Below are 20,800 nucleotides of genomic sequence, written 5' to 3'. Positions count from 1 at the left end.
AACTGCCGCTATCAGCAACCCTTTTGCTTCAGACTCATAGCGGAAGCCTTCGATTTGGGGCTAATATTGGCCGAAGCCGGGTATCCAGCCAGACGCCACGGATCGATCGAAAGATTACCTGTATAGCCATAGAATTGGCTAGCGACCTTATAAATGAAAGTCGGATCGAGCGTCTCTAGCCGATGGTAGTTATTGAGGGCTGAACTATTGCTCCGGGCAAATCCCTTCGTCTCGTGGTGAGGAAGGTTCATGTAAGACAGTTATCCAGGCAACATTTCTGTACAGTGTACCCAACAACTTAGCGGCCAAAATCCATAGCAGTCCGTAAAAGCGACATTTACGTTTCGTTAACATTCTTTTACAAGCTCTCGAACAGCTCTTAGCACAAAGACTTGTAGGTTTGTTGAAATCCTTGAAAAAGAGAAATGTCTAAACTCGCCTACGTATGGGCTTTATTACTGTTTGTTTTTTGTGCTTCCTGTAAAGGACAAGCCAAAAATAACTTACCAAAAGATAGTACCAAGTCTAAAACCAAAGACACCGTCACTTCTTACGGGCCTACCACAATGGTCCGGAACATAAAAAATGGCAGAAATGGTACTGTTTTGATTGCGGCATCATTTGCTGGTGTTTTTCGATACGATGGGAAATTGTTCACCAATCTTACAAGTAGAGTAGGTTCCCGCCGATTCTGGGATGTTCTGGAAGATCGACGCGGAAACCTTTGGTTCGCTTCTACTGATTCAGGTGTTTATTATTACAATGGGAAATCCTTTCAACAGTTTACCACCAGGGAGGGGCTTGCCCATAATGCGGTTATGTCTATTTATGAAGATAAAGCCGGCATTATCTGGTTTGGCACGGGAGGTGGAGTAAGCCGTTATGATGGAAAATCCTTCCGAAATTTTACAACGAAAGAAGGACTTTCCCACAACGATATTACTACTATCCTGGAAGACAAAACTGGGAAATTATGGGTTGGTACCAGGGGCGATGCCTGTTTTTATGATGGTAAAACATTCACCATTTTCAGGAACAAAGACGGCAAAGCCTTTTACAATGTTTGGTCGATAGTCGAAGACAGAAAAGGCAATATTTGGCTCGGTGGGTCGATAGTCAAAGATAGACAAGGCAATCATTTGTTCGTTGAAGAGGGTCTTTGGCGCTATGACGGCAGTACCTTCACTAAGGTATCGCCGAGAGGTGCCTCTTTTATAATCGAAGATAAAAAAGGAAACATCTGGACTACTGGTAGCGTAAACCCTCCTACTGGGAAGGTCTGGGCACTTTCCCGTTATGATCAAAAATACTTGTACACTAAAAAGCCTGCTGTAACCGAAATAATGTCACTAGAAGGAACGGGAATGCTTTGTGGTATTTTGGAAGCTAAAGATGGACGTATTTGGTTTGGATCTTTGACTGGCGTGTATCGTTATGATGGAAAGACCATCACGGACTTTAAAAGTAAACAGAAGTAATATGCATGCCATCTCATCATTCGCCCTATTTAAGCAGTAGCTCCGGGCAAATCCCTTCATCTCGTGATAAGGTCCTATTTATGAGAGTAGGCAGTTTGTGTCAATAAGACTTGGACTAGTATCGCACACGGCCTCTAATGCCGCTTGCTGTGAATGTAGAGTAAGGGCCGTTGACCACAGAGGGCCAAAAAATTATTACTAAACGTGGCCATACTTTCGTAGCCCACATCGGTAGCCAGTTGTGCTACGTTGTCATGACCCATCTCAATTAGTTCCAGGGCGCGCATGATCCGGGCGATCTTACAATATGTCGAAAACGAGCTGCCCAACTCTTGCCGGAAAAGTCGACTCAGGCTACGCGCCGATAAGCCGAATTCACGGGATAACCACAGGAAACTGATGGGGTGGGCCAAGTGTTCCTGGATGTACGACGTAACGGCTAGCAGTTTGGGATGCCTCGTTGAGGGCAAACTAACCCGTATCGACTTTTCCAGTTCGCCCGGCAAGACATCCTCCAGCGCCTGCAAAAACCGAATCGCCTGGGTTTCATCAATTGGTTCCTGTCTCCACCGTTCGGTATAGAGGATCATTTCCCGCAATAAAGTCGAAACTGGAAATACGGCCATCGTCTGGCGTAAACACATCTTATCCGCATCCACCGGAAAGCAAATAGCGCGCATAAGCAGTTGGGAGTTGGTGGACCAGGTTGCATGATACGCATTGGGAGGTATCCATACCCCATACCAGCCGGGAATAAGCACCTGTTTTTCTTGACTACTTACGTGGAGGCAGCCTTTTTCAGCATACATCAGTTGTCCCCATTCATGTTGATGCCAATCGGACTGAAAACAGCCCAGTTGTTGATGAAAACTAATAAATGAATTACTAGCCTGCTCAATAAGCGCAGAACAGCTGATGGGTTGGTTAGACATGGCCGATACAAACAAAAAGTAGTCTTTTTTGCGTAATTTCTCAAAGATAAGAACTGCTAGCTTTGTGCTTCATCTAATCCTATTGGTTTACTACAAATGGTCTCACATCCCAATACAGAATTGGTCCACCGCTTTTTTCAAGCCTATGCCACCAATGACTTATCCGCCATTGAAACGATTCTCGCCCCAACGATTCAATGGCACATTCCAGGCCAGCATCCTTTAAGTGGGGTAAAGAAGGGGATTGATGAAGTATTGACGTATTTTAAGCAACTAGGTAAGGCCGCTTTTGGGGCTAGTCCGATTGTGATGGGCGTTAATGAGCACTACGTGATTGACTGTCATCAAAACTGGAGTGCACTGGATGGTGTCGACAACCTGAATGCGATGTCCTGTTTACTGTGGAAGATTGAAGAAGGAAAGATTACGGAAGTATATAATTTTCCGCAAGACCAACATCAGGTAGATGCTTTCTTCTCAAAACTGTATGCATAATTACGCTGGAACAGACCTGTTTAGGGTCTGTTCCAGTAGCCAGCAAACGGATTGACAATGAGACTAAACCGTTGGGCTTCACGATGGCGTCTGATAGTCGCCCTTGTTCATTCAGTAGGACACTAGCCGCTTCAAAACCAGCTGGTAAATTTCTCCATCAGGCACCGGCACAGGCTTATCAACCGCTTGGCTATTAGCTGTTGAGATGAACAAATCACAGCGATTTGATTACCTATTCGCCGATACATGGCCCGGCAAATACCATCTTCTTGCCGAAGCGATTAGCCTGCTTAATCCGGGTAATCAACCAGCAGCAGGCGAGGATGCGTCATTCCCGGGAGAAATAAAAATCTTGATCTATTGCCCGTTCCTGGCCTCCGTGGCTTTGGTCAGCATGGCCGGTAAAGTGGTATAATCGATAGGTTTCAACAGGTGCCCGTCAAAGCCCGCTGCCCAGCTGCGCTGCTTATCGGCTTCCTGTCCGAAACCCGTCATGGCGATTAGGGGCAACGATTGACCCCAGGCTTGCTGGCGAATCTGCCGACACACGGCATAGCCATCCATATCAGGCATGCCGATATCGAGTAACACTACGTCCGGCCTCATCGCTTCGGCAACAGCGATTCCCTCCTGGCCACTGTAACACACCTGGACCTCATAACCCAGTATCTGCAGGATTTTAGCCGTTATATCCGCTAATTCCTGATTATCATCTACTAATAATACCTGCATACGATCTGGATGAATGGGCGATGTAGCCGTCACGGAGGGCTCCACCGATGAAGTTTCCACGAATAAGGGAAGCTGCACCACAAACGTGCTGCCCTGACCCCGTCCGGCACTCTGGGCCACTATCCGGCCCTCATGCCTTTCGACAATCTGCTTGACGACCGCCAAGCCTAACCCCAACCCCCCATGGGGTCGGTCCAGCGAGGTATCCCCCTGCACGAACACCTCAAAAATGGCCGTCAACTCCTCGGGGGGGATACCCACCCCGTCATCGGTAACCCGCAAAACAGCCTGGGTCCCTTCCGGCACCAGGTTTACCCACACATGCCCTCCTTCATCGGTATACTTGGCCCCATTGGTCAGTAAGTTCATCAGCATTTGGGCCAGTCGAGCTTCATCCCCAAGGACCAACAGCGGGCCCTGTGGAAGGTGCCAGCTTAGGTAGCGCCCCCGTTCCTGGTAGAGCGGGCGGGCCGCATCAACGGTCTGGGCGACCACCCCCACCAGCTCGGTCGGCTGGCGCTGAATCTTGATCTTGCCCTGTCGAATTCGACTCACATCCAGTAAATCATCGACCATACGTTCTAACTGCTTTACTTGTCGGATCATCTGAGCGACCCCTTGGGCATAGCTCATCGTTTCGTCCTGGCCCTGAGTCAGGTCCAGATAGAACAATGTGTTGGCCAGAATCGCTAGGGGGTTACGCAGCTCGTGGCCCAGCATGGCCATGAACTCATCCTTGCGCTTATCTTCCTGGCGCAGGGCTTGTTCGGCACGGGCTCGTTCCAGGGCCGCCCAGGTACGCTCCGCCGTTTCTTCAACCAGGGCCACTTCCTGCGCCGTCCACTGGCGTGGCTGACCATGATGCACCGTTAGGCTAGCCACCCAGCGTCCCCCTTTGCGCAAGGGGATACCAATAATGGAGACGACCCCAGCGGCCAGATACGACCGCAAGTGCTCATCGGATTCGTCTACTTGATGGATATCGGCTAACACCAGCGTTTGGCCCAGGCGTTGCGAGTCCGGCGTTTTGCCGAAATCGCTCAATCGAAAGCGGCCAACCATCTGGGGAAAGTTGTTTTGCACATAGTTGTCGGTAATAACAAAATGAGCCTCATCGGCTTCTACTTCAGCATATAACACGCGGTCCACCTGCAAGTGCTGGCCCAGGATTTGCAGAGCCGTCCTCTGAATTTGCCTGGCGTCGGCCAGCGGTCGAAGCGCATCGCTCAGCCTCAACAGATAGGCCTGTTGGATTTCCGCTTTTTTGCGTTGGGTGATATTTTCAAACAGGACGCCGATCCAGTAGGGCTCCTCCTGTTTAACCCGAAACACATCGACGGCCATCCATTGATCGAGTAGCGTCACATAGTACTCAAAATGAGTAGGTTGTCCCGTCGAGGCAACGCGGTCAAGTCGTCCAGTCTATGGACCTGCGGTTGGTTGATCCCCTGTCGGATCGTTTTGCCCACTATCTGATGAAGTCCAAGCAGTTGATCAAAGGCGAGATTGGTCAGCAGATAGCGAAAATCGGGAGGAGCGGATGGCCGCGTGGGCATTTTCTCCAGCAGGCAAAAGCCCTGTTCCATTTGGGCAAAGGCCATCGTATAAATGGAGTCGAAGGGATTGGGTGCCGGATGGGGTTGCTGATCAGTAAAAGGCATAGTAAAGCCGATGAGTCTAACAAACCTATCTCCTATGGGTATAGTCTAATTTGAAAGTAAACCAGATTTACCTGGTTTGTGGAGCCAATTTGTTTAAAATATGAGTAAACGGTCTACTGGTCAGCAAAAAAAGTGAGCGTTTGGGTTGGCACCACGCAAGACTACTATCCTGAACTTTCCGTCTTAAAGTGCAGAAAAAGGCTATCTGTAAGTAGATCTGGCCTGACAATGCCTAAATCATCAAGGTAATCATTTATCTGACTTCTTAGATAAGTACGAGGCTAGTCTCTTTAAATGCCCGTTTTAAGTGAGGATAGCGGATCAAACGTCACAACTACCAACGTTAGTTAAATAATGTCGCAATGTGTTATCCACTTCGGTGGCCTGGTCAAAAACCAACGTATCATTAATCCATCTTTACTTGAGTTATGATGCAGCATCAGCCCTAAGTCACGCATTGAGGTAATAGCAGCTATATACTACTAAAAGCAGCACCAAATCTTGATCCGAGATAATCCGCACATCAATTGATGCTGACCAATAAGTGAATAGCAGAAGGATATACTGTTAATTGAAATGGGATAATTTCAGCTACTCGGCCAGGAACTGTTGATTTTGAACAGGCCTATTTCCCTCCTGGATATACTGGCTATATAGTAGCCGAGCGGACTCCCACCGGGCTAAGAACATCCCCCCGGTGCTCTTATTTCGTCTAGAAATAACCTGTTATTGATAATTTGCAGGGTGAGAACTTTGTAACATCCTCATCTGGAAAAACCCTGCAAAAAGCACATCACTGTTGATCCGCAAGACTTTCCACAAAGTGGATCTATAAGGCTATCTGGCATGCGGACAGCAATGCCGCGCCGTTTTTCCCCTCGCCCCGGCTGCTTTCCAGCGCAATTGTTTAAATCAGGGTTGGGTTTTGGGACAGCAGGCAGGTCGCTCGGTAGCCGTGGGGCCGTTACCTAAATTTAGTTGACTGACTACCTCATTAGGCCTGTTTAGGCTGGCCTGGTAAACCAAAAAAATAGTAACTTCTCCATGCCTAAGCCGATCGTCATATGAAGATCTTACTAGTGGTATGGGGAAGTAGCTTACTCCTGATCAGTGGGGGGAGTATGGGGTGGGCTCAACGCCAATCTCCGACAAAGAGTCTGGTTGGGGGACTGACCGCTGAATATTTCAACGGTCCTAACTTTGAACACAAAATACTGACCCGAATTGATCCCCAGGTTGATTTTGACTGGAACTGGCAGTACCCAGCACCCGGTGTACAACGGGAATATTTCTCCGTGCGATGGAGCGGCAAGCTATATGCCCCTATATCGGGAACGTATCGCTTCAAAGCCACCGTGGATGATGGGGTACGGGTCTGGGTGGGGAATAAACTGGTCATCAACGAATGGCGCAAACAGGATGACAGTCAATTTGTGGGCGAAATCACCTTAAAAGCGCACCAATACTACACCCTGCGCATTGAGTACTACAACGACTGGAAAGGCAGCGTTATCTCCGTATTCTGGGAACCTCCTCAGAGATCGCGCGGACTAAGCCTTGCCTCAACAGGCACTCAAGTAATCCCCGCGCAGTATTTATTTACTCGGCCTATACTACCAGATCCGCCTATGGCCGCTAAGCTTGGTAAGCTTAACCCACTCAAGCCAACGGTCAGCTATCGGTCTGGTTTGACGGCGACTCCCAATCGGGTTCCAACCAAACCGGTCGGGTTGTCTTCCCCACCGAAACCTGCTCCGGTTAAAGAGCTAACGAGTCCTGGCGCGGAGGCCGCTACAACGCCGGATCAGTCGTTCGACCATTTATCCGTTGGTGAAGCAGTGGTGCTTCAGGGGGTGTTTTTTGTTCAAAGCCAGTATGAGTTACTTCCAGCTTCGTACCTGGCCCTGGATAGGTTAGTTAAGGCATTACGGCTGCATCCGGCCTGGGAGATTGAAGTAAGCGGTCATACGGATAATGTTGGCGACAAGCGATTGAACCAGGCGCTGTCCGAACAGCGGGCTAAAGTAGTAGCCAGCTATCTAACCCGGCATGGGATCGCCGAAGAGCGGCTGACAATTCGGGGGTACGGGGGGAGCCGTCCGCTGGTAGCGAATACAACCGAAGACCAGCGGGCTCAAAACCGACGGGTTGAACTAGTGATCAAATAAAGGCAAAAAAATAGCGCTTAAGCGCTAGTATCTATCTATTATTTATACATTGAACCTGTTTAGGATTATTCTTCTACAGGTTCACTATCTGGTTTTGTCAGTCTGCTTTACCGGCACGGGCCGCCCCGCCTAAATCCCCTAAAGGGGACTTTACTCAGGCACGCACCAAGTCCCCTTTAGGGGATTTAGGCGGGGCGGCCCGTGCCGGTAAAGCAGACTAGAAAGAATAATCCTAAACAGCTTCATTATTTCCGGTTTATGACCTGCTGCAACAGCCGCTCCAGCTGAGCCTGTTTTTTTTCAAGCCCTCCCATCCTTGTACGTTGCGATTGCAACTCCTGGGCTTGCTGCTGGTTGGTCTTTTCTAGCTGAATACTATAAAGAGTAAGCTCCTCAATCTTCTCCAGCAAAGTAGCGTTCAGTTTGGTTAAATCTACGCCCTTCTGAACGACCTCCTCCGCAGAGGGAATACCGGGTAAATGACCATGCTGATTAATATACAAAGCAACAGCACTCAGGGGACGTAACGCATAAGCTGGGCGGAACACCTTGTCGCTCCATTCAGTCGCACTGTTGATCCTGAGTTGATAGCGGGCTTTGAGCACATCCCCCTTTTCGTTGACGGTTAGAAACTGATCCGTAGCTTGTACAGGTTGGCTCTGACTGGTCAGGTTGGTCAGTCGCAGGCCACTTTCATCGGGTGACTCACCAACTACCTCCAGCCGGTTTCCTGGAGCGGACGTACCAATACCAACATTGGCTTGATTACCCAGAATCAGGGCGTTGCTGATGGCCACCCGCGAACCAGCACCAATAGCCGTAGCATTGTGCAGGCCTTCCTCCGCCTGGCTATTATAACCCATTAGCACATTGTCATTGCCATCCGTAACGGCTGTCCCGGAAGAGGGTCCAATGATAATGTTGTTGCTACCCGTGGTCACGTTAAAACCGGCCTGATAGCCCACGAATGTATTATTGCTGCCCGTTGTATTATTACCACCGGTGGAAGCGCCCATGAATGTATTGTTAAGGCCGCTATTGTTGCTCGAACCCGCATTGCTGCCCACAAACGTATTATACTTCCCATTATCATTGCTGTAACCGGCCTGCCCCCCTAGAAATGTATTATTAGAGCCGGTTGAATTGCTGATGCCCGCCAGGGAACCCGTGAAGGTGTTGAGTGAACCGGTTGTGTTGGAATACCCGGCCTGGTTACCACTAAAGACATTGCTGGTACCGGTCGTATTGGCATAACCTGAGTTATAGCCCACAAACGTATTGTTGGAGGCCTGGTTTTTATAGCCTGCCGAACTGCCCAGCATGGTGTTTGCGCTGCCATAAAAGGTGGTGTAGCCCGCCTGGTAGCCAATCAGCACGTTCTCATTCCCGCCATAATTGCTATAGCCTGCCGACTGGCCAATAATGGTATTCAACGTGCCATAGGTTGATTGACTGGCCGCTTTGGAGCCGATGAAGATATTGTCGGAAGCGGTACTACTAAAACCCGCTGAATCGCCAATCATGACTGTGTTGTGGCTGCTTAGGCTTTTATAACCTGCTTGCGTGCCAATCCAGGTATTGCTGTAACCGGCTGTCAGTGAATTTCCCACCAGGAATCCCAGGAAGGTATTTCTGTTGCCCGTAACATTATTCGTTCCCGTGTTAAAGCCCAAAAACACGTTTTCGCTCCCAGTTTGATTGTCAAAGCCAGTGGCATACCCGATAAAGGTATTGGACGTTCCAGTTTTGTTGGCGCTGCCTGTGCCGTAGCCAATAAAGGTCCCATAATTACCGGTGGTGTTATTTCGGCCAGCCGCAGCACCAATGAAAGTATTTTGGCCTCCACTCATCGTTAAATTGCCTGCACTGCTGCCGATCAAGGTGTTGAAAGAGCTGGGGGTTGCCGAGTTAGCGGTATTGGCTACATAGTTATATTGAGCCAAAAGGCAGTGAGTCGAGAGCAGAAATACGACTAAGGAAAGATGTTTCATACGACCGGGTCGGGAATTTAAAGCGAGTCAATTTTATACAACACAATAAGGTAAAGGAGAAAGAGCAAATCCTGTAAGGGCAACTATAAAGTGAGGTCACTTTTTATTTTACGGTTGCCTATGTTTTGTCCTGTCCTGACTTCTCTGGCGCTTTCAGGACTGGGCAAAGTAGCAGAAGGTTAGTATATACATAAGGTCCGGCACTACCCGTAATGAGCCCTCACTGCCAGGCTAAAACCAGGCGGATTTGCCAGACCTATCTCAAAGGTTAATTCTGGAGAAACGAGCTGCTCTTCAGGAATACTCCCGAAGTACTAAAAACGGGCGTCGATTTAAAATCGACACTGCTTATCAGCGGTTTATATAAACACTATACGAGAATAGGAATATCGGTCATTAGTCATATCATAACGGCCTGTACTGAATTTTAATCAGTCTACTACGCAAATTTGGCAGTTCGCCAGCTTTCCATTTCTGGCGCTAGACCGCTTCCTTAATTTTGTCCGCAAGTGAACAGAGCATGTCCAGTTACGGACAGTGCCTGTACACCGAACAACTCACAAACCACTGACAATCAACAGTAAAATTAGTTGGCACAATCGTTGGCTTATACTAATCAACTCAGTAAACAACAAGTAAAACCTTAAAACACACACGACCATGTTACTTCCCCTAATGAACCAGGTTGCTACGTCCCTTTTGTTAAGTGCGGCTACCCTCCTTAACCCAACCAATCCTACTACGCCCAAGAACCTTTCTTTCGATGCCAGTGCCTACGTGACGGTCAATAACGAAATACGGGTGGCCGTCCAAAAGTCAACGGATGTACCAGTTGTGATCTTTCTGCGGGGTAAAGACCACCAGATCCTGTTTCAGCAGAACCTGGGCAAGAAAGATGCTAAGTACGCGGTGAAATTGAATGTCGATGAACTGGGCGACGGGCAGTATGAACTGGAAGTCAAATCCAGCGAAGGCAGTATTGTTAAGGAGTTGAATCTGTCTACTCAGCCTGTTCAGAGAGCCACTCGTGTTATAGCGATGCAGTAGGAAAAGACTAACCCTTGAGTCAAGGAAAAAGCCCGGCGCTGGCCGGGCTTTTTGTGTCTACAGATTGACTGATTAAGAACGGAGTATGATGGTGTCACTAGCTCAAACTGGCGAGCGCTGGCGAAGTATTCATCTACTAAGGAGAGCTATACATCCTCCAATGAGGGGGGTCACCAATTCGAAGCAGCTCACTGGTTTCTCTTTATCCAGCGTACTACCATACCGGCTAAACCTACCTGAAGGGTTCTGTATGTTTAGTCGCTCTATTTTACGCTGTGTGGCAATTTCCAAAGTTTATAACAATTGCGTATTGCGTAACCAACTAAGCTCAGGCAGGAGCCAACTCCACCTGCAAGGGCAATAGAATCGTTATCTGGGTATATTGTTCCTCCACTGAGTCGACACTCATCTGGCCCTGAAGATTCGTCTCTACCACTTCTTTGCTCAGATATAAGCTCAGGCCAGTGCCTTTGGCTGTGGCCTTGGTCGTAAAAAAGGGGCTAAACAACTGCTTTTGTTCGGTGGTTCGTATCCCCCGCCCGTTGTCTCTTACCTGAATTCGTACCTGATCATCGACCACTTGGGTACTCACTTCCAGCCGGGGCTTGAAGTCTACTACTCGCTTAGACTTTTCCAGCAGGGTGTAAAACGAGTTATCCATTAACCGATCCAGTACATCAGCAAACTCAACGGGCAATAAATTCACCGGAAGCGGTTGAGAAGCTAGAGTTACGTCCAGCTCGATTGGCACACTGGGTGTATAGACATCTAAGGCTTTTTGGTAGGAGGTATCAGCCTGCCGGGCTATGTAGGGATTCACGTCCATTAAAACATAACTCGACGAGCGCTTTTTGAGCAGTTTTTGCATATCCTGTAAAATGCGGGCGGTGCTGTTGCCATGCTCATGGATCTTGGTCAAATTATGTTCCAGCATCGTAGCGGCAGCGTCTAGTTCATGCTGCTCATCGGGAGAAAACACAGGTTGGTGTTTCTGCGTCACCGTTTGCATTTCCTGAAGCAACTCCTGGCCACTCAGTGAGAAGTTATTGATGTAGTTGAGGGGATTTAGCATACGATCCATAATGCCTTTGGTCAATTTTCCCAGAGAGGCCATTTTCTCTTGCTGAATGAGCTGCGTCTGGGTACTTTTCAACTCCGCCAACGACTGTTTCAACTGAGCCGTCCGCAGGGCTACCTGTTGCTCCAGGGTTTCATTCTGATTGGCTAACAGTTGCTGTTTTTCCCGTTCCTGAGCCTGCATCAGCGCCGAAAGGTGTTCCACCTGCTTCAACTTTTTAGCCAGTGAGCGGTTAGTTTTGGCAAACTGGCTGGCTAGAAATAGCGTGATACTCAGAGGTAAGCTGAGCGTACCGACATTGAAGAAAACCTGAACTATTATAAATTTTATAGCGGGGCTGGCCGACAACAGCGGAATTACCAGAGCGGCACTAATCAACAGCACAAATCCAGCGGCCCCAATGGTTAGTATCCAGTATTCTTTGCCCCGGTTCCGGGCGGCTAGTAAAAGCAGTCGGGTTGATTCGATATCGGTTAGGATCAGCGCTAGAATAGTGGCCAGGTCAGTGGGCATAGCCACTTGCAGGATGAATAAAATAAGATAAACAGTAAAGCCAGCAAGAGCCGTATAAAAGACAAAACCGATTCGTTTCTTAAACAGGGTATAAACAGCTCCTAAAATGAAGAGGTGAGCCCCGAAGATAAAGATCCACTGGGCGATGGCACTATTCATGCGATCCGCTACACTATGGACGTATTGATAGAGTATGGGTTGGTTCAGATAAATGGCAGCGGCAAAAAAGCAATACAGGCTAAACCACAGATTTGCTTTGTGAGGGGGATACAATACGTAAAATAGCAAGTGCAGCAGGGCGAGAATCAAAAACAGACCTACCTTGAAATAGTCAAAGAACATAAGATCAAAGTTTCCACTACTGTCGATACGGTTTTGATTCCGTTGATCCGCCTGGTGGAGCCGAATGAGCAGGAAGGGATTGGGCCGGTCGAAGAATTTTAAATAACGAATACCCGGCTGGAGGGCAAAGCGCACGGCCAGTACCTGATCGGATTGTGGGCCTAGTTGAAAATGAATCGTTTGCCCTAAGGCCTGGTTAGCGCCCGACGGGTTATACGCCTTTACCTGGTTGGGGTCTGTGCTGAGTTGACCGAAGCCGCCAATGCGTTGTCCATTTAGGTAAAGCTGGGAGGCAACCTGCTGTTCAATCAGCATACTGATCACTTTTCCCCGCAAGGCCGAATCCACCCGCATATGCAGCCGTAGCCAGCCGCTACTTATTGAATGCTCTTTGACTAGCTCCGTAATCTCCTGGCTAGGATCAATCTTCCGCCAATGCTGATCCTCAACCTCAGGACTCGCCCAGTCCGGGTTATCACCATCGTGCCATCGCCAGCCCTGGTTGAGCACGATGCCCTGGACGGGTAGACTGTCCAGGCTAAAAAAGGGCCTGGTGCTGGCAGGAAGTTTAGGCTGAGCAAAACTTGCGTTAGCAACCAGGCCACAAAGCAGGCAAGTCAATAAACGTCGAATCATGGATGGAAAAAGGAAGGACAGTCAAAGCTACTATACTGACATGTAGTCGAAGAAAACAACTTACTAAGTGGCTAGTTACTTTGCTCATTCTGACTGGTGTGCACCTGTCAAGGCAGTGGCAAAGTTAGAGGGTAGAGCCATTTGGCTACCCGATCAAAAGTAAGCCAGTGCTGACTTATGGACTAGTAGAATCTTCTGAGGAGATGTTTTTTGGAGATAGCTGGTATGATTGAGCTTATACTAAACACACGTCGAATTGAAGCCATGCTCCGTCCGGTGTGGCTTTTTCTTTAGTAGTTTAACGTTAACGCGGTTAACGTCTTACCTTCCCCTTCTTGAATGGCTAGCAGGCTTGATCAGGAGCCACAAGCCTCGCCATCCATTACACCAGCCTCGATGCTGTCTTTACCTGCCACTACGTTGGCTCAGTACGTTGTGCCAGCCGCGCCAGGGTTTCACTGATGCGACGCCTGGAAATCAGTAGCAGATGACCATCAGCCAGCCTTAGGTAAACGGTCTTGTTATCCACCTTCCTGATTTGCTCGATATAGCCAGGATTGACCAAGGTAGACTTACTCAGACGAACAAAGGTTGGTAGTTGTTCTTCAAACCATTTCAGTGTACGACTGACTAATAAGGATTCAGTATGAGACTCTAAATAAACCTTTGTGTAGTTCCCGTCTCCCTCCAGGCGTACAATGAGTTGAGCGTTACGAACATGACGGTAACCTGGTAGTAAAAAGGGAATTTCCGGTCTGGATGAAGGATGCATGCTTACGCATTAAAAGTGAATAGGCCTTAAGTGGCCCATTCACAACCCATTTTCGTTTCAACACCCCTGATTATCAGGGTGGACAAAAATAGGAATTTTGGCCTACATATAGTTACTCTTATATTGAAAAATTACCAATCAATAATATATATGTTTTTAATTTTATCAATTTTTTAAATTAATAAATTGAATTAAGATACATAAACGATATTAACAATATTTAATGTCATTGCGGCTACTGACTTACAGCCACTTTCGATTGTTTTGGGAACCCGCTTCTCGTACTAATGCCTACCACCTCACTTAAAGGTCGTTGTTTCCGTAGTGGATGTCTTCGGTTAACAGCTAAGCCGTATTTCACTATCAACCTGGCCATCTTATCGAGGCTGTTTTATTTTTGACCCGGAAACTTCCCTAAATAAACTTTTTCTATCATATCTGGTTAGGTTCATATATCAAATCGCAATTGATGTAAAAAGAGGTATTCGTTACAGCCATTCTTCACTTGAAGGATGGTTGTCTAGTTGCTTCTTCTGCGCTTTACCTGATCATAAGCCAGCAAATGGACATCGGTAAGTAGTGAACGCACTAGTGGCCGTATCATCAAAGCTTTGAGAAGCCGCAACTTACCAGTCGTTTCAACCCTGCACTTCTATTCAGGATTGAAGAGGGAATCAAAAACCGTTTGGCAGCCACTATCGTACGTATCGGTATGCGCTACGTTACTCCCTACCACTACGCCAAGTTGTGTGGTCTGACTAGACAGGCCATCTATAACCGGATCAATACGGGTACCCTACCCATAGTTTTGCTGGAAGGACCAGCAGGTGAGCCGCTTCGTTACATTGATGTGGAATCTCACCCCCCATGCCGGAAGCCTTGGGGTGGCGGCAGGCCCAGGAAAGGGTGAGCGCTGTACATACCGCTTATTAGGGGCTTAAAGAGACGATCTTACCTGAATACTTAATCATACTGGACTATCTAACGAGTCTCGTTAGAAACGCGACTCATTAGATAAATACTATATTTGCCTATGCATAAGGCACTTAGTAGGCACCATTCCAGTGATCACGCGCGGCTAGTTCTAGCAAAAACGCTGGCTATTATTTCAGGCAAATGGCGACTACGGATCATTTATCAACTCGCTGGGCAGAACCTCAGTTATACTGACCTGCACCGCTCAAATCCTGAGGTCAGCGAGAAAGTATTAATCGATGAACTTAACGAATTAGTAGCGCTGAGGTTTCTGCAAAAAGAATCCTTTCGGAAAGTTCGCACACGTGTTGAATACAGTCTAACAGAGAGGGCGCGTAGCATAATGCCTGTTCTCGATCAGCTTACTCAGGCTGTTGATGAGTTTTTGATTTGACAAAAGCTGATTGCCCGTATTTTATATTTTCCCGTGCATAACATTCTTCTATACACGGGAAAATATAAACAGGCAACTGAAGAAACGGTTAGTAAGGGTCAGGTACCATCGGCGTAAGCGCCTGGGTCTGGATGGTCCCGTTGGGGTACACCGTCACGGCGTTCTGGATCGCCGATTTACCCAGAGACCACTGATTGCTACCTACAAAATGGTCGTCGATGCTGGCCACCACCTTGGCATTAACCGCCGAGGCCAGGTAGCGCATAAACTTGACGCCCTGTCCATTCGGATTGCCCGTATACTTACCCAACTTTTTGACGCGGCCGGGTTGCTGCATATCCACATGCAGAGTCGTTTCACTGGCGATGGCGCAGGAATGCAATTCGACCCGGCCAGCCGAATCGAAGTAACCCCGTAACGTCCACCATTCATAAACGTTGTCCTCATTGTAGACTTTGCCCAGAAAAAATGCCCCACTGTCGCCATGCGCTACAATCCGCAGGATGTGGATTTTGTTGGGGCCAATCTGTTGCTTGATCCATTGAACAACATCCCCCGCTGACATGCCGAAGGGGACAAGGAGTTTGTAGGTTGTCATATAATTCACCCTCTTCCCATCATCCGACCGATAGAGGGTAGCAAAGTTCTTATCGACGCTGTCGAAGAGATGTACACAAACGGATTGATAGCCAGCCATATAGGTCGGGAATTACAGGATTAAAAGCGTTAACTTCAGATGAACCGCCACAGGCTATGCAGATCGATAGCGCGGATCTGAGACCAGGTAGATCAGACCCGGTCTCAGGCATGGGCGGTAGATAAAACCGGTGTGGATACGGTAGATGTAAAGAACTTCACCAAGTAAATAAATCGAAGCGCTGAGGGCTTGAAGTATTTATTCTACGGTTGATCTGACCCGTTTTACCTGCCTAACCCGGAACCTATAACCCTAAGAGATATTGAAACCAGTATTGTATAAGTGCGCAGCAATCTATATAGTTTGTGTAGGAAACGTGGTCGCCACAACATCATTTGCCTTTCGAAGAAGGCGATTAACCAATCGTTTATAACAAATACCCCAGGTCGATTAGTTGATTAGCATAAAACTTGTTCTGGAAAAAAAATGGAGACGATAATTGCTTACTGGGATACGGAAAATAATGATAATCGAGCCTATGCTTCCTGTCCACATTGCAAGGGTGAGATGTGCCTGCCTGCCCAAAGCTTGCGGCATGTCAAACCCTACACGCCTGTCCCTTCCTTTAACTATTCATTGAGTTGTGCTACGTGTAAGATCCAGTTTCAGGTGAGTCAAGTGCTGGTCTGAAGCTTATTTTGTCCTTACAATACGGGTAGGATGTAGAGACCGTTTCCTTGTGTAGGCATATCTTTGGAAGAAAACGTCTTCAATAAGCGATATGAGTGTGACGGAAAAAAGGCTCCTGAACAAATGTTTAGGAGCCTTTTTTCCGTCACACTCCCTTACTTTTTAAAATAGTCTATTTTGTCCGCATCCGTGTTGTTAGTAATCTTCACCTCCCCACCAGTAACTTCAGCAACTGAGGCAGTGATCGTTAAGCTCCCTTTAGTATTGCCAGGCGTGTTTACCCCCGTCAAACCAAACGAGCTTTTGCTGTTGCCAGGCAGCCCCTGGGTATTGGTAAGGATATAGAACGTATTATCCGAGAGCGCATCAAAACTCCACTGGCCATTCTGCACCGTTTTACCTCCCACAACCGTCGAGGATCCACTAAAGCTTAAGACGACCATCGGATCTTTGGTAATAAAGACCCTCACAGTACCATTGGTCGGTGCCGCATTGAGTTCGAACACCTCCACGACCACACTAAAATTGGTTGTACCATAGTGGATGGCAGGCGAGGCTGACAGAGTAGGAGCCAGATCAGGCAAGGCACTAGCCGTTACCACCATTATATCCTTATTAGTAAACGTATTAGACACCGTGTGCAAGTTGGCATTAAGCGAACTGGCTGTCGTTACCGTCAACGATGAAACCGCATTGGGGGCATAAGCCAGTTGCAAGCTTGATTCCCCATATCCGTTGAGTTCGGCTGGCAGGTAGGCTACGTCCGCCCTACCCGAAAAGAGTAGCGGAGCGCTTAACCGATAAACCCGGCTGATGCTGCCAGGACTGCCCGTAACAGCCGAAGGACTCTTCTGAATCGCATTGTTGGTGATGGGCAGGGTAGCACTTGGCGTGAGCGTGAGCCCCGTGACGGTCAGGGGCGTTCCAGGTAAAATGGTCAACGCCTGGCTGCCTACCGTCAGTTGAGCCGATGCTCGCAGAACCACGAGCAGAGCGGGAAAAAGCAGATATACATTCATAAATTAGTTTGATTTCAAGCCTTAGGGGCAATTGATTGATAGAGCTTGTGCAGCGGTTCAGCCAGGCCTGCTAGCGGCTGGTATAGGAGGTACCGATGCGACCGCCATGACCTTAGTTACTCTGCACAGGCGTTGCCAAGATAAAGCTGCCCGCCTTTAAGATAAAGTCTATATTGGCGGTATTAGTCGTAGCCCTGGCAGCCTGCACCGTTAACGTACCGGCGGTTGTAGTAGAAATCATGGTAAAAAACTCGAATCGAACCCCAAGTGATGTGGTGGCCGTAACGCCAAAACCAGCCGTTTCCGTGTCATACCCCCCACTACTCGTAAAGGCAGTTCCAGCCAGATAACTTCCACTATAAACCACAGCACCGATGGGATTGCTGGCCGTCCCAGTGTAGGTAAAGCGGTAAGTGGAAGGAGCATTAGCGGTGGCACCGGGGACTCGCTGACCGAACATGGTGCCTCTTATAAAATACGTCTTTCCGGCCTCCAGGGTTATACTGGCGGCATTGACATAGGTAGGAGATGTTGTATTAACCGTTACATCACTGCCCAATAACTTATAAAATGGCGCATTCGTGCTGCCGGGCGCTGCCCAGCTTCCATCACCTCGTAGATACGTAGTAGCGCTGGGCGTACCCGTGGCCGACACTTTAGCGATGGTCACCGATGCATCCGCTATTTTAGTAGTCCCCACGGCCCCATTGGCCAGTTTGGCTGTCGTCACGGCATCGTTAGCCAGGGTGGCCGCTCCCGTGGCCGATAAGGTCAGATCCCCCGTTACGGTTTTGGGCGTTTGGGGAGCATAAGGGCTGGCTGCGCCCGTCAAATACACCTGTCCGCCCGTGGTGCCGTTAACAAATCCTTGACCGGTTGTACCATTGGTGCCGTTGAGCGTTGTCCAGGCAGAGCCGTTGTAGAAATAAAAGCCGGGGGTATTGTCCGACTGGTAAATCATCAATCCAGTGGCCGGGCTGGTAATGGCATTGCGTTCATCGCGGGACATGCGCGGGATCAATACCCCTTGCTTATTGCTGGTTACATCCAGGATAGCGGAAGGATCTGGGATCGGATTGTTGATGCCTACCCCAAGATTACTTTGGGCTAACGTGGCTGCCGTACAGGACGTAAACAGGATGGCTGTAAAAAATGCTTTCATTAAGTAGAGAAACGTTTTTAGTGAAAATAAGAATGATAACAGACCGACTCTCGTCTTTAGTAACCACCTACCTGCTGGTCTTATACCAAAACGGCAAGACGAAAGGCACTGTGATCAGTTGCAAAACAGATACAATCTTGATTACCAGGCTATCGTTGAAAGGCCATTCGGTACGATTTACTACCCAGGGTTTGACGCAAACGGGGAGTGTAAGGGGGTGAGTATCTAGAATTTGTGCGTAGACGACCGAAATTAAGGTGTCAAGAGTAGTCACAAAGAAGCGAACCGATTAGCTAATTCAAAAAGCCCCTGGAAATTGTGTAACCTGAATCAAGCAAATGCACGCTCCCACATTAGAAGGCACTGCTGCGTGAGGTGTTCTGGCTAGTGGGGAAACGTAGTCATTGTTTGAGATGCCGCCGGCGTTGATTCGGGCTTTCCCGTCGAGGAATTTAGGCTATTGGTAGCCGTTAAGCTTAAGAGGAGGAATGCGAACGGCAGCACAACTACGGGCCGACATGATACGTTGCGACTGACTTTGCAGATGAAGCCCAACTATTTAACGCATGGAACACCACCAGATGGATGGAAGTCTTGTATGTAACGTAACCACTAAGGCTGTTGGCAACATTTAGTTCACCGATATCAGCACCCCTTCCGTAAACTCCATGCCGAAAATGTGGAGCATATACCAGCGGGTAGCGCTGTAGGGGCCGGGGATAGCATAAAAATCCATGCAGGGTTTAATCATGATACGGTCCGCTGTTACGGTGGAGGAAGAAGCTTACGGATACTAGACTAGAAATCAGGGTAAGGGTCACTAAATGAATACCACTTACCAGACGTATTCATTTAGTGACCTTCCAAACGACCCTGCCCCTCGAGTTTACCCGTTGATCCGGTTTACATCGTCCGATCAATCCCACAGGCAACACCAACAATCCCTTGCCATAGGTACTCTGGAACGCTTAGCTTGCCACCGGCAATACTACTTTACCAGATACACCTAAGAAAGTAACTAGAGTGGCTGTTGCAAAAGGCTGAAAGCTTCCGACGTATAGAGAAAGCCTATGCAGGTATTGAGTCTGGCAATAGCCACGATGATTATATAACAGATTTAAGTCACTTTGATAAATAACGGCCAAAGCTTAAGTTGACGTAGGCGGGCGAAGACAGCGTGTAATCCCAGTGATGGTAAACCAGAACTGAAGCAGGCACTACTACATTAACATCAAAGTAACTATGTTGAAATACTCGACGCTGCATCCCTAACTGAAGATAAGCATACCGTACATAATTGAACGACTCCGTAATCGAGCCATCATTGACTGGCTACCGTACTAGATTGCCCTTATAGTAGCGATCAAGTTCAGTAGCTAAAGGAAAACGAACATATTTAAGCCGGGAGAATACGACATTGTGGGTGTGCAAGGCTACATAATAGCTAAAAAAACTATGCGGATCCATACGCTGTCTCATTCGGCGGCCTACGGGAAAATAGTATCGCAAATCAATTGGGTTTTCTAAGGAATAGTACTTTGTCAAGTGATTAAAGCCATAGTTATTTTCCAGACCCGTTAGTAAGGTTAACCCACCAACTAATTTCTTCTCTAGAAGCCCATTCAAAGCGAGCGTATGATAAAAGCCAGTAAAGCTAGCTTGCCGAAGCAAGGGCAAGCTGAAGCCAATTTTAACCAGTAAATTGGCAACAGGGAATGGGGTTCTAGGTAAGACTTGATCGGTAGTTGAATCAATTTTCTGCCCCCAATAAGCTGGCCGGGATTGAGCCTGTAAATCAATAGCTATTGACAGTAGCGCCACCACAACTAGTTTCATACATGGTAGATGTTGGTTTCTGTTTTCAATAGTTAAGTACAAATGAATAGAATTTAACTACAGACTCATCAGACTTGTTGTGGTGGGTTAATTTTGTATCATGAAACTATCCATTGATGACTTGAAAAACGAACGCCAGTAGCGTTCGGCCACTGGACTGGATCAAAAACGCTTTGCCGAACTACTCCTTTGGGTAGAGCAATCCTACAAGTACCTGTTTGGCCAACCCATCCAGGAACGGC

18 protein-coding genes are annotated in these 20,800 nt (G+C 48.0%); 7 read left to right on the top strand and 11 right to left on the bottom strand.

The annotated features are described in order from the left end of the window. Positions 1 to 11 precede the first annotated feature (11 nt). Entirely contained in the window at positions 12 to 251 is a 240-nt protein-coding gene (locus ACYVEA_RS12955; protein WP_461113846.1) for a hypothetical protein, read from the bottom strand. A 174-nt stretch (positions 252 to 425) separates the two neighbouring features. Here ACYVEA_RS12955 and ACYVEA_RS12950 point away from each other — a divergent pair, with 174 nt between their 5' ends. After that, the gene (locus tag ACYVEA_RS12950) at positions 426 to 1,478 is read left to right on the top strand and encodes a ligand-binding sensor domain-containing protein (protein WP_461113845.1); all 1,053 of its coding nucleotides are present in this window, start codon (positions 426 to 428) and stop codon (positions 1,476 to 1,478) included. Positions 1,479 to 1,612: 134 nt separating this feature from the next. Here ACYVEA_RS12950 and ACYVEA_RS12945 read toward each other — a convergent pair whose 3' ends face one another. After that, entirely contained in the window at positions 1,613 to 2,410 is a 798-nt protein-coding gene (locus tag ACYVEA_RS12945; RefSeq protein ID WP_461113844.1) for a helix-turn-helix domain-containing protein, read from the bottom strand. Positions 2,411 to 2,506: 96 nt separating this feature from the next. Here ACYVEA_RS12945 and ACYVEA_RS12940 point away from each other — a divergent pair, with 96 nt between their 5' ends. Then, positions 2,507 to 2,905 carry a nuclear transport factor 2 family protein gene (locus ACYVEA_RS12940; RefSeq protein WP_461113843.1) on the top strand — a complete coding sequence of 133 codons (399 nt, stop codon included), beginning with the start codon at positions 2,507 to 2,509 and terminating at the stop codon, positions 2,903 to 2,905. A gap of 357 nt (positions 2,906 to 3,262) precedes the next feature. On the opposite strand, the gene ACYVEA_RS12935 is transcribed toward ACYVEA_RS12940, so the two are convergent. Both ACYVEA_RS12935 and ACYVEA_RS12930 read right to left on the bottom strand, forming a co-directional pair. After that, entirely contained in the window at positions 3,263 to 5,002 is a 1,740-nt protein-coding gene (locus ACYVEA_RS12935) for an ATP-binding response regulator (RefSeq protein ID WP_461113842.1), read from the bottom strand. Beyond that, positions 4,999 to 5,298, bottom strand: a complete 300-nt coding sequence (locus tag ACYVEA_RS12930) for a hypothetical protein (protein WP_461113841.1) — start codon at positions 5,296 to 5,298, stop codon at positions 4,999 to 5,001. The genes ACYVEA_RS12935 and ACYVEA_RS12930 overlap by 4 nt, the downstream gene beginning before the upstream one ends. A 1,064-nt stretch (positions 5,299 to 6,362) precedes the next feature. Between ACYVEA_RS12930 and ACYVEA_RS12925 the strand changes: the two genes are divergently transcribed. After that, complete coding sequence (locus ACYVEA_RS12925) at positions 6,363 to 7,466, top strand: PA14 domain-containing protein (RefSeq protein WP_461113840.1); 1,104 nt, start codon at positions 6,363 to 6,365, stop codon at positions 7,464 to 7,466. Between the two features lie 245 nt (positions 7,467 to 7,711). Here the strand turns inward: ACYVEA_RS12925 and ACYVEA_RS12920 are convergent, their stop codons facing one another. Then, a complete protein-coding gene (locus ACYVEA_RS12920; protein ID WP_461113839.1) occupies positions 7,712 to 9,457 on the bottom strand; it encodes a beta strand repeat-containing protein in 1,746 nt (581 codons plus the stop codon). Between the two features lie 660 nt (positions 9,458 to 10,117). Between ACYVEA_RS12920 and ACYVEA_RS12915 the strand changes: the two genes are divergently transcribed. Continuing rightward, on the top strand, positions 10,118 to 10,504 hold the full coding sequence (locus tag ACYVEA_RS12915) for a hypothetical protein (protein WP_461113838.1): 387 nt from the start codon (positions 10,118 to 10,120) through the stop codon (positions 10,502 to 10,504). A gap of 328 nt (positions 10,505 to 10,832) precedes the next feature. Here the strand turns inward: ACYVEA_RS12915 and ACYVEA_RS12910 are convergent, their stop codons facing one another. Both ACYVEA_RS12910 and ACYVEA_RS12905 read right to left on the bottom strand, forming a co-directional pair. Beyond that, the gene (locus ACYVEA_RS12910; RefSeq protein WP_461113837.1) at positions 10,833 to 13,073 is read right to left on the bottom strand and encodes an ATP-binding protein; all 2,241 of its coding nucleotides are present in this window, start codon (positions 13,071 to 13,073) and stop codon (positions 10,833 to 10,835) included. Between the two features lie 415 nt (positions 13,074 to 13,488). Further along, entirely contained in the window at positions 13,489 to 13,845 is a 357-nt protein-coding gene (locus tag ACYVEA_RS12905; protein ID WP_461113836.1) for a LytR/AlgR family response regulator transcription factor, read from the bottom strand. A 685-nt stretch (positions 13,846 to 14,530) separates the two neighbouring features. On the opposite strand from ACYVEA_RS12905, the gene ACYVEA_RS12900 reads away from it, so the two are divergent. Together ACYVEA_RS12900 and ACYVEA_RS12895 are read left to right on the top strand one after the other, a co-directional pair. Beyond that, a complete protein-coding gene (locus tag ACYVEA_RS12900; protein ID WP_461113835.1) occupies positions 14,531 to 14,755 on the top strand; it encodes a hypothetical protein in 225 nt (74 codons plus the stop codon). 123 nt (positions 14,756 to 14,878) lie between these two features. Next, positions 14,879 to 15,214 (top strand): winged helix-turn-helix transcriptional regulator, encoded by a 336-nt coding sequence (locus tag ACYVEA_RS12895; RefSeq protein WP_461113834.1) that lies wholly within the window; start codon positions 14,879 to 14,881, stop codon positions 15,212 to 15,214. 88 nt (positions 15,215 to 15,302) lie between these two features. On the opposite strand, the gene ACYVEA_RS12890 is transcribed toward ACYVEA_RS12895, so the two are convergent. Further along, positions 15,303 to 15,911, bottom strand: a complete 609-nt coding sequence (locus ACYVEA_RS12890; protein WP_461113833.1) for a hypothetical protein — start codon at positions 15,909 to 15,911, stop codon at positions 15,303 to 15,305. Positions 15,912 to 16,337: 426 nt separating this feature from the next. Between ACYVEA_RS12890 and ACYVEA_RS12885 the strand changes: the two genes are divergently transcribed. Then, positions 16,338 to 16,541 (top strand): hypothetical protein, encoded by a 204-nt coding sequence (locus ACYVEA_RS12885; protein WP_461113832.1) that lies wholly within the window; start codon positions 16,338 to 16,340, stop codon positions 16,539 to 16,541. Positions 16,542 to 16,696: 155 nt separating this feature from the next. Here the strand turns inward: ACYVEA_RS12885 and ACYVEA_RS12880 are convergent, their stop codons facing one another. The 3 genes from ACYVEA_RS12880 to ACYVEA_RS12870 all read right to left on the bottom strand — a co-directional run bounded on the left by ACYVEA_RS12880 (position 16,697) and on the right by ACYVEA_RS12870 (position 20,558). Then, positions 16,697 to 17,560 (bottom strand): hypothetical protein, encoded by an 864-nt coding sequence (locus ACYVEA_RS12880; protein ID WP_461113831.1) that lies wholly within the window; start codon positions 17,558 to 17,560, stop codon positions 16,697 to 16,699. 112 nt (positions 17,561 to 17,672) lie between these two features. Then, positions 17,673 to 18,722, bottom strand: a complete 1,050-nt coding sequence (locus tag ACYVEA_RS12875) for a hypothetical protein (protein ID WP_461113830.1) — start codon at positions 18,720 to 18,722, stop codon at positions 17,673 to 17,675. Positions 18,723 to 20,054: 1,332 nt separating this feature from the next. Next, positions 20,055 to 20,558: a hypothetical protein gene (locus ACYVEA_RS12870; protein ID WP_461113829.1), complete on the bottom strand. Its 504-nt coding sequence runs from the start codon at positions 20,556 to 20,558 to the stop codon at positions 20,055 to 20,057. Positions 20,559 to 20,800: the final 242 nt, after the last annotated feature.

The organism is Spirosoma jeollabukense, assembly GCF_054777855.1.
This window is presented reverse-complemented; position numbering and strand designations above follow the sequence as displayed.